This window comes from Ruegeria sp. CDSB113 (assembly GCF_059611045.1).
In genome coordinates this window covers 141,380-149,864 of record NZ_JBXWOU010000011.1, presented here as the reverse complement: position 1 = coordinate 149,864, position 8,485 = coordinate 141,380, and the positions used below count along the sequence as shown (strand labels likewise).

Here is an 8,485-nt window from a genome sequence, read left to right as displayed (position 1 = left end):
CCTGAATAGGCTTCTTCTGCGCCTCGCGCGCGATTTCAATGTCCGATTTATAGCTCATTGGGCAAAACCCCCGGTTGAATTCCCTGCAAACCGGCGCAGCTGGGCCGGTGCTGGTCAATCCATACCGTTGTGTACAATCCCGATGGATAGAGATTCCGACATATTCAAGCCATGAAACGGCGTAGCGTCATTTCACCGGTTTCAAATCGAAAACGCTTGACGTTTAGGGCGCCCAAGCCCGCTGATCGGGCACGAACAGGCTCATCTGGTCCCCCAACCGCAGCTGTCCGGGTCGTTCCACCCACGCAGTCACACCCCTTCGGCCCTGTGCTGCGGGCTTGAAGGACGCCCCGTATCCGGGTTGATCGGCTTCGATCTCACGACCGGGAATGACGCAGGGGCGGTTTTCCATATCCACGGTTATCGTGACACCGTCGCGGACCTGCAAACGCGAGGATGGCGGAAGGTATGTAAAATCCGGAATGCCGCGCAACAGGATGCTGACGCCCAGAAACGAAGGGTTCAGCCGATCCAGCCCCATCTCTTTAGCAGTGGCGTCCATTTCCTCGGCGGACAGAACCGACAATTGGCGCACGTTGCGGATTTCGGTGCCTTGCGGATACAGATTCTTGACCCTGACACAGGAGGTCCGGTTGAGACCCTCGTGCCGCTCGCCTTTGTCCCCTGAGAAATCCAGATCCAAAACATCGACCGCCTTGGCCCGGATCGAGCCACCCGCGGGCACATGCCCCAGCCAAACAACTTGACCCGTGAATTCTGTTTCTCGCAATACCGGCATTTGAAATTCCCTTCGGCTGCGGGCCGTCAAAATCGTACTAAAAGTCAAACCAGTCCATTTGAAAAGCTGAAAAGAAAAGACCCGGGACTTGGCCCGGGTCTGATTTCTTTATGCCGAAGGTTCCGGCTCCATCCCACCGTCGGGCGGGGTCTTTTTGACCTTGGTCTTGGGAATGGCCGTAACGCTGGGCGCGCTGCCCTCATCCGGCTTGTCACCCTCGTCATCACCATCGGTCGGCGATTCGCCATTCATGACACGCTTGATCTCATCCCCGGTCAGGGTTTCGTATTCCAGCAAGCCTTGCGCCAGACGTTCCCATTCCTCGTTCTTGTCGGACAGGATCTTGTGCGCGCGCTCATAACCCTGCTGGATCAGGCGTTTCACCTCTTCCTCGATCAGCTCTTTGGTATGCGCTGAAACCGAGAAGCCAGCAGTGTTGCCCGAATAGCCATCATGCGCCTCGGCATAATCAATGTTACCGACTTTGTCAGACATACCCCAGCGCATCACCATGGCACGCGCCAACTGGCTGGCCTGCATGATGTCACCGGCGGGACCGTTCGAGACGTGATCTTCACCGTATTTGATCACCTCGGCGGCTTTGCCTGCCATGGTCATGGCCAGCTTTTGCTCGCATTCGTCGCGGTGATAGTTCAGACGGTCCATTTCCGGCAACGACACCACCATACCCAATGCGCCACCGCGCGGAATGATGGTCGCCTTGTAGACCGGATCGCACAGCGGCAGCGACAGACCGACCACCGCGTGACCAGATTCGTGATAGGCGGTCTTTTCCTTCTGATCCTGGGTCAGCACCATTGAGCGGCGCTCGGCCCCCATCATCACCTTGTCCTTGGCGTTCTCAAAGTCTTCCATGGTGACAAAGCGGCGGCCAACGCGCGCCGCCATCAGTGCGGCCTCGTTCACGAGGTTCGCCAGATCAGCGCCCGAGAAGCCCGGAGTACCACGCGCGATGATGCGCAGGTCGACATCGGGGCCCAGAGGCGTCTTGCGCGCGTGCACGCCCAGGATCTTCTCACGGCCTTTGATGTCGGGGTTGCCGACGGTCACGTTGCGGTCAAAACGACCGGGGCGCAGCAGCGCAGGGTCCAGAACGTCCTTACGGTTGGTAGCCGCCAGAATGATCACACCTTCATTGGCTTCGAACCCGTCCATCTCAACCAGCAACTGGTTGAGCGTTTGTTCGCGTTCGTCGTTCCCGCCGCCATATCCGGCACCACGATGGCGGCCGACGGCGTCGATTTCATCGATGAACACAATACAGGGCGCATTCTTTTTGGCCTGTTCGAACATGTCACGCACACGGGATGCACCAACACCCACGAACATCTCAACAAAGTCAGAACCTGAGATGGTGAAGAACGGAACACCCGCCTCACCCGCAATCGCACGGGCCAGCAGCGTTTTACCGGTGCCCGGAGGGCCAACCAGCAGCGCGCCTTTCGGGATCTTACCGCCGAGGCGGCTGAACTTCTGCGGGTTACGCAGGAATTCCACGATCTCTTCCAGCTCTTCCTTGGCCTCGTCGATGCCGGCAACATCGTCAAAGGTCACGCGGCCATGCTTTTCGGTCAGCATCTTGGCCTTAGACTTGCCAAAGCCCATCGCGCCGCCTTTGCCACCGCCCTGCATCCGGTTCATGAAATAGACCCAGACACCAATGAGCAGCAGGAACGGCAGCAGCGTGATCAGGAACGACTGGAAACCTGATTGCTGCTGTTTCTCGGCGCGAACCGGAATGTTCTCGTCGATCAGCAGTTTGGTGACCTCGGCATCGCCGGGTTTGATGGTGACATAGCTGGCACCGCTTTGCGTGGTATAGCGAATCTGTTCGCCATCCAGAGTCACATTCTTGACTTCGTCGGCTTGAACGGCCGTTACGAAATCAGAATAAGTTCTTTCATTGCTCTGAAGTGTCCCGCCTGGTCCGCTGAACAAATTGAACAGTGCAAGGATCAGCAAAAACAGAACGACCCAGAAGGCGATGTTACGAGCGTTGCCCAAGGAAAGTCTCCCAAAAGATTTCGGCAGATGGGGGTCTGCCGGGTTGCTCTATAAAATAGAGATGATTCAAGGAGGTTCAATGCGATAAAAAAGAAGAATGAAACTCGGGCGTTCCCGGGACCAATTCAGCCGTCCATCCGTTTAAGAACCCGGCAGTTGGCGCTGACACCAGTTCATCCGCAAGCCAAACAGCGGGTGAGGCCAACAAGACCTGACGCGGTTTACCCAAGTCCCGCCAATCTGGAACCCGAGGTAGGCCCTGCTCGCCTAACGGGCGGATTTGCATACCAGCAGTCGAAGGTCCTGACAGAATCCAGCGTTTGTCCCACGGCTCGCCTGGGCGCGCGATTTCGCCCTGAACTACGTTTAGTTCTCTGCAAACCCACGTTTTATTGACCTTTGGGACAAGCAAACAGCCATTGATCGACGTACCGGTACCCGCTTCAACAGCCTTCACAGCCTGATCCACCGACGTTTGGCGTGGTGGATACCCCTCTCCGGCAATCCACGCGATGCAGCCGATCACAAGCCGACGCTGGATTTCCTTTGGCAAAGACTGAAAGGCGGCGCGATCCAAGCAAACATCACCGGTTTCCACCACGGCGATTTTTCGGGCGGATTCCTGCGTAAAACGCTCCAATGCCTCGCGCGCTTGTGCGAGGTTTTCTGCGACTCGGGTCAAAGAATTGGCCGTGATCCCCAAATCCTTGAGGTCAGACAAGGCCTGGCGCGCCTTGATACGGTCAAACCGAAGGTCCTGATTCGAGGGATCTTCGATCCAATCTACCCCTTTGTCCGACAGATATCCGCGCAACGCTTGCCTCGTGACACCCAGCATCGGCCGTAACATCGTCACGCCATCCAAAATCCGTTCAACTGGCATGCCCGACAGACCCGTAACACCAGCTGCGCGGCCCAGTCTCATCAGGAAGGTTTCGGCCTGATCATCCGCGGTGTGGCCTAACGCAATCGCGCGGATCGCATTGTGTGTGGCCCATTCGGTCAACAGCCGATAGCGCGCTTGCCGGGCCTGATCCTGAAGGTTCCCCTGACCGGCCCATCCTGTCCATTTCAACGTTTGATGCGTGATACCCAAACGCGCGGCAAGCTCGCTCGCTTTCTGCGCCTCGTCCCCGGATTCGGGGCGCAAACCGTGGTCAACGGTTGCAGCAAACAGCTCAACCTGCTCGTTTTGGGTAATATCATTCAACAACACAAGCAGGGCGACTGAATCGCCCCCGCCAGAGACTGCCACACCCAGACGCGACGGAAGGGTTCGCGGCAAACGCGCCCGAATCTCGGCGCGCAGTTCTTCAGCGTTTTCGGTCAAGAACAGCCCAGGCTTGCCATTTCCTGTGTGGCATTAGTGGCCGAAGCCGAAGACGGGAAGCGCACGCCCACCTCTCCCAGAGTGATGCAAGCCTGATCGGTCTGACCCAGACGCCCCAGCGCCGAGCCCAACTCAAACAGCGCCTCGGGTGCGAATGCACCTTCGGAATCGCCGGTAAAGCTGGCCAGAAAAGCCCGCGCGGCCTCACGTGTGTCACCGATCCCAACAAGCGCCCGCCCTCGTTTCAGGTTGGCTTCGGGGGCCAGCGGACTGCCGGGATACGAGGTTTCGAATGTGGCGAATTGCTCCGCTGCGACCTGATAGTTGCCATCTGCCAGCGCCTGTGATGCGGCATCAAAGTCCGCGCGCTCACCCACTGCAAGTTCACCTTGCTCAGTCGGTGCCGGAGCCGTCGGGTTTGCTGGTGTTGCGGGAGCTGCAGCGGTGATTTCGGTTTCGCCACCCAGGGTAGAGGTCTCGCCAAGCGTGCTGAGATCGCCGCCTTCCAGTTCCACCAACCGGAATTCCAGATCGCCGATCCGATTGGTCCCGTCAGTGACGATGTTTTGCACACGCTGGTTCAACTGCTCGGTCTGGCGGGTCAGGCGCTGCAATTCAGCCTCAATGGCGTCAACACGTTCCAGAACGGAACTGCCAGCCAGATTTGGTGCCGGAGATCCGGTGGTTGAAAACTCGCGTTTGAGGCGCTGAACCTCGACGTGCAGCACCGTAAGCTCCTGACGGATATCCGCCAGGGTTTGCTGATCCTGTGCACCTGCCACGCCCGCAGTCGCCACGACCGCAGCCAGAACCCATCCTGCAATTCGCATCATCTTACCCCAAAGTTGAACCGGTCAGGACCGTCACCGAACGACGGTTTTTGGAATAGCATTCCTCGGTGCTGCAAATCTCGATCGGGCGTTCCTTGCCGAAACTGACGGTCGTCAATCGGTTGCCCGCAACCCCACGTGAAATCAGGTATTCACGCGCCGCATTCGCGCGACGCGCGCCCAGGGCCAGGTTATACTCGCGCGTACCCTGTTCGTCCGCGTGACCCTCGATCGTGGCGACGAAATCCGTATTGGCCAGTAGCCAGTCTGCCTGTCCCTGCAATATCGCCTGCGCCTGCCCGGTCAGGGTCGATTGATCGACCTCAAACAACACGCGGTCGCCAACAGTTTGCTGGAAATAGGCCGGTGACTGGGGGTCGCTGGGCGAACCCGGCAGGATCGAGCCGTTACCGCCCGCGCCACCGCCCAGTGCCGAAGGATCGTTGTTGGTACAGGCGGCCATTACACTTAGCACGCCCAATGCTATGACTTTGCTCAATACATTCATTTCAGGTGCCTCGTCGATTTATTGCTTTATTGCTGTCTCTGTTATCACAGTGCAGGAAATTTGTGAACTTTTCCAACCCCCTGCCCCGATCACTTCTGCAGTGGTCCCCAGGATGGATCGCTGCCACCATCCGGTGTACGCACCGGGCGCAGGTTCCGACCCGAGATATCCACCGAATACAGTGTCGCCCGACCGCTTGCGCCCTGCGATTCACGGGTGAACATGATGACACGCCCATTCGGCGACCATGTTGGCCCCTCATCCAGAAAAGACGAGGTCAGCAGGCGTTCCTCGCTGCCGTCCGTCCGCATGACGCCGATATGGAACCGACCCTTGTTCTGCTTGGTAAAGGCGATCAGGTCCCCACGCGGCGACCAGACAGGTGTGCCATAACGCCCCTGCTTAAAGCTGATGCGGGTCGCCTCTCCGCCATTTGAGGGCATGATGTACAGTTGAGGTGTGCCAGAGCGGTCGCTTTCAAACACGATCTGCGACCCATCCGGAGAATAGCTGGGCGCGGTCTCAATGGCAGGTGTGTTCGTCAGGCGCACGCTTTGGCCCGAGGCCAGATCCATTTTCCAAAGGTCCGTGTTGCCGCCCTGAATCAGCGAATAGACGATGGAGCGGCCATCCGGCGAAAAGCGCGGCGAAAAGCTCATGGTGCCGTCTTGTGTCTTCAATTCGGTCCGTTTGACGCGATCAACGTCCAAAACATAAATGCGCGGCTGACCGGTTTCATAGCTGGTGTACAAAAGCCGATCGCCTGACGGCGAAAAGCGTGGTGCCAGAACAATCGCGGCGCTGTCGGTCAGGTACTGAACGTTTGCGCCGTCATAATCCATAATTGCCAGACGCTTCAGACGCTGGTTCTTGGGGCCACTTTCGGACACAAACGCGACGCGGCTGTCAAAGTAACCGCTCTCGCCGGTCACTCGGGTATAAACCTGATCGGCCACTTTGTGTGCCATGCGCCGCCAGCCGTCTGTGGTGCCGGAAAACTGCAGACCATTGCCCAATTCCTGACCCGAGAATACGTCCCAAACGCGAAATCGCACAGTCAAGCGTTTGCCCGAGACATTGACAGCACCTGTCACCAAGGCCTCAGCGTTGATGGCCTTCCAATCGGCAAATTGCACAGGGGCTTCGAAACTGCTGACCCGGCTGATGAATGCATCTGAAGAAATTTCACGGAACAGCCCGGTTCCCGTCAGATCCGCCGCTACGACTCGCGATAAGTCGTTTGCGTATTGTGTGGCTGCTGGCCCGTCGGGCACGAAATTTGGCACCGCAAAAGGCAAGGGTTCGATAATCCCCTGATCCAGCTCAAGACGCAGGGGTCCGCTTTGCGAATACACCGGCGCTGCCAAAATTGTCAGGCCAAGCAAAAGGCTGGTCAGAAATCTCATCATTTGATCCGCATCCTCTCGGGATTGAATGTAATCTCAATATCTCGCCATTGATCGTATTTGTCAGTAGGCAGAACGTATCCTTTGGCCCCGCAGCGCAAAATCGCTCGCCGGGCGGCCTCGTAGGCTTGTCTTGCAGACGCGTCAGTACCGCCGGAACTGTCGATCATTTGCATTGTACCGCCGAGCACTTTGCCATCCGGTGTCAGTGAGAACCCGACCACAACGACTGTCTGCAGTGCATCCGTAGACAAAGAACCAACGTTCCAGCACTTCGACACAGCCAGTCGCATGGCGTCCTTCTCACCCGCAGTCAGGGGCGGCCCGGACGGTTCGCTACTCTGCCCCAGCGCCTCGGCCAGTGCGTCGTTGATGGCGGTTTCATCACTTGGCGCGGGCTCTGGTTCGGTCGGTTCTTCGGTCTCAGCCACTTCGGGCTGCGCCGGTGGCGTTGGCCGGTTCGGTCGCACCAGCGGGCGCGGAGAGCTGCGTGGCGCATATTCTTTGGCTTCTTCCGCCTCGGTCACGATTTCATCCGTGGCCTCTTCCGGTGCCGTTTGATCCTGCTGTTCTTGCTGAGTTTCAGCTCCCTCGTCCAGCGATACAGCCGGGGATTCAATATCATCTGGCGCGGCCTCGGGCGGCGGCGGCGCGACAGGTTCAGGCGCTACTTTATCCGCAGGCCGCGGCTGTGCCTCGGGTCCCGGCGGGGTGGGCAAAACGACGGCCTCGGGTTCTGGGGGTGCCAGCTCCGGGGGCTGTTCGATCACGACCGGTTCAGGAGGAGGGGCCAGCGGTTCCGGTTCCAGCTCTGGCTCTGGTTCATTTGGCTCTGACACTTCAGGCGTCGGAGGTTCCTGCTCCACCGGTTCAGGGGTGGGGATTTCCTCTTCGGGCGCATCGGGCTGTTGCAGGGCAGTTGGCGTAGGCACCTCTGGCGCCTCACTCTGGGCCGTCATTGCTGCGAACTGTTCAGCCGAGATCACCGAGATATCCTGAACGGGCATAGGCAATGGTTCGGACCGAAAGGTGCCGCCAAACAGAGCCCACGAAATCAAACTGACATGGGCAATTGCCGAGATCTTGGTGCCGGTATCCACCGCGCGGCCTCACTCTCCACCATCGTCCAGCGCAGGGCCGCCGGTGTCAGTCACCAGCCCCACATTGGAAAACCCACCTGCATTCAGCGCACCCATAACCTGCATCACCTGCGCGTAAGGGATCGCACCATCCGCCCGCAGGAACACCCGGTCACTGCTGCGTTCTGCCGCGATGGCGCGCAGCTTGCCAATCAACTCTTCGCGGGCAACATCGGTGGTTTGAATCTGAACGCGCCCTTCGGCAGTCATCGTGACTGTCAGCGGCTCTTCGTTATCGCCCGGCAACGCGTTTGCCGCCGTCTTGGGCAGGTCCACCGGCACGCCAACAGTTAGCAGCGGTGCCGCCACCATAAAGATAATCAGCAACACCAGCATAACGTCTACAAACGGCGTCACGTTGATCTCGGCCATCGGCTGCGCGCGCCCGCGACGACGGCCCCGTCTGCGCCCGTTCCCGCCTCCGTTCTGCTGAACCGCCGCACCCATC

General features: G+C 58.7%; 8 protein-coding genes. All 8 read right to left on the bottom strand.

The annotated features are described in order from the left end of the window. Positions 1-223: 223 nt before the first annotated feature. Positions 224-799, bottom strand: coding sequence for an MOSC domain-containing protein (locus AC2FIS_RS17880; protein ID WP_496774730.1), 576 nt, complete (start codon positions 797-799; stop codon positions 224-226). Between the two features lie 108 nt (positions 800-907). Further along, positions 908-2,824 carry an ATP-dependent zinc metalloprotease FtsH gene (gene ftsH, locus AC2FIS_RS17875; RefSeq protein ID WP_058273226.1) on the bottom strand — a complete coding sequence of 639 codons (1,917 nt, stop codon included), beginning with the start codon at positions 2,822-2,824 and terminating at the stop codon, positions 908-910. A gap of 76 nt (positions 2,825-2,900) precedes the next feature. Further along, positions 2,901-4,154, bottom strand: a complete 1,254-nt coding sequence (tilS, locus tag AC2FIS_RS17870; RefSeq protein ID WP_496774728.1) for a tRNA lysidine(34) synthetase TilS — start codon at positions 4,152-4,154, stop codon at positions 2,901-2,903. Continuing rightward, complete coding sequence (gene ybgF, locus AC2FIS_RS17865) at positions 4,151-4,984, bottom strand: tol-pal system protein YbgF (protein WP_496722417.1); 834 nt, start codon at positions 4,982-4,984, stop codon at positions 4,151-4,153. Before ybgF ends, tilS begins: the two co-directional genes overlap by 4 nt. A gap of 4 nt (positions 4,985-4,988) precedes the next feature. After that, a complete protein-coding gene (pal, locus tag AC2FIS_RS17860; protein ID WP_496722402.1) occupies positions 4,989-5,492 on the bottom strand; it encodes a peptidoglycan-associated lipoprotein Pal in 504 nt (167 codons plus the stop codon). Positions 5,493-5,581: 89 nt separating this feature from the next. Continuing rightward, a complete protein-coding gene (gene tolB / locus AC2FIS_RS17855; protein WP_496722401.1) occupies positions 5,582-6,901 on the bottom strand; it encodes a Tol-Pal system beta propeller repeat protein TolB in 1,320 nt (439 codons plus the stop codon). After that, positions 6,898-7,998 (bottom strand): cell envelope integrity protein TolA, encoded by a 1,101-nt coding sequence (tolA, locus tag AC2FIS_RS17850; RefSeq protein ID WP_496774726.1) that lies wholly within the window; start codon positions 7,996-7,998, stop codon positions 6,898-6,900. Before tolA ends, tolB begins: the two co-directional genes overlap by 4 nt. Before the next feature lie 9 nt (positions 7,999-8,007). Then, positions 8,008-8,484, bottom strand: coding sequence for a protein TolR (tolR, locus tag AC2FIS_RS17845; RefSeq protein ID WP_496774723.1), 477 nt, complete (start codon positions 8,482-8,484; stop codon positions 8,008-8,010). Position 8,485 lies beyond the last annotated feature (1 nt).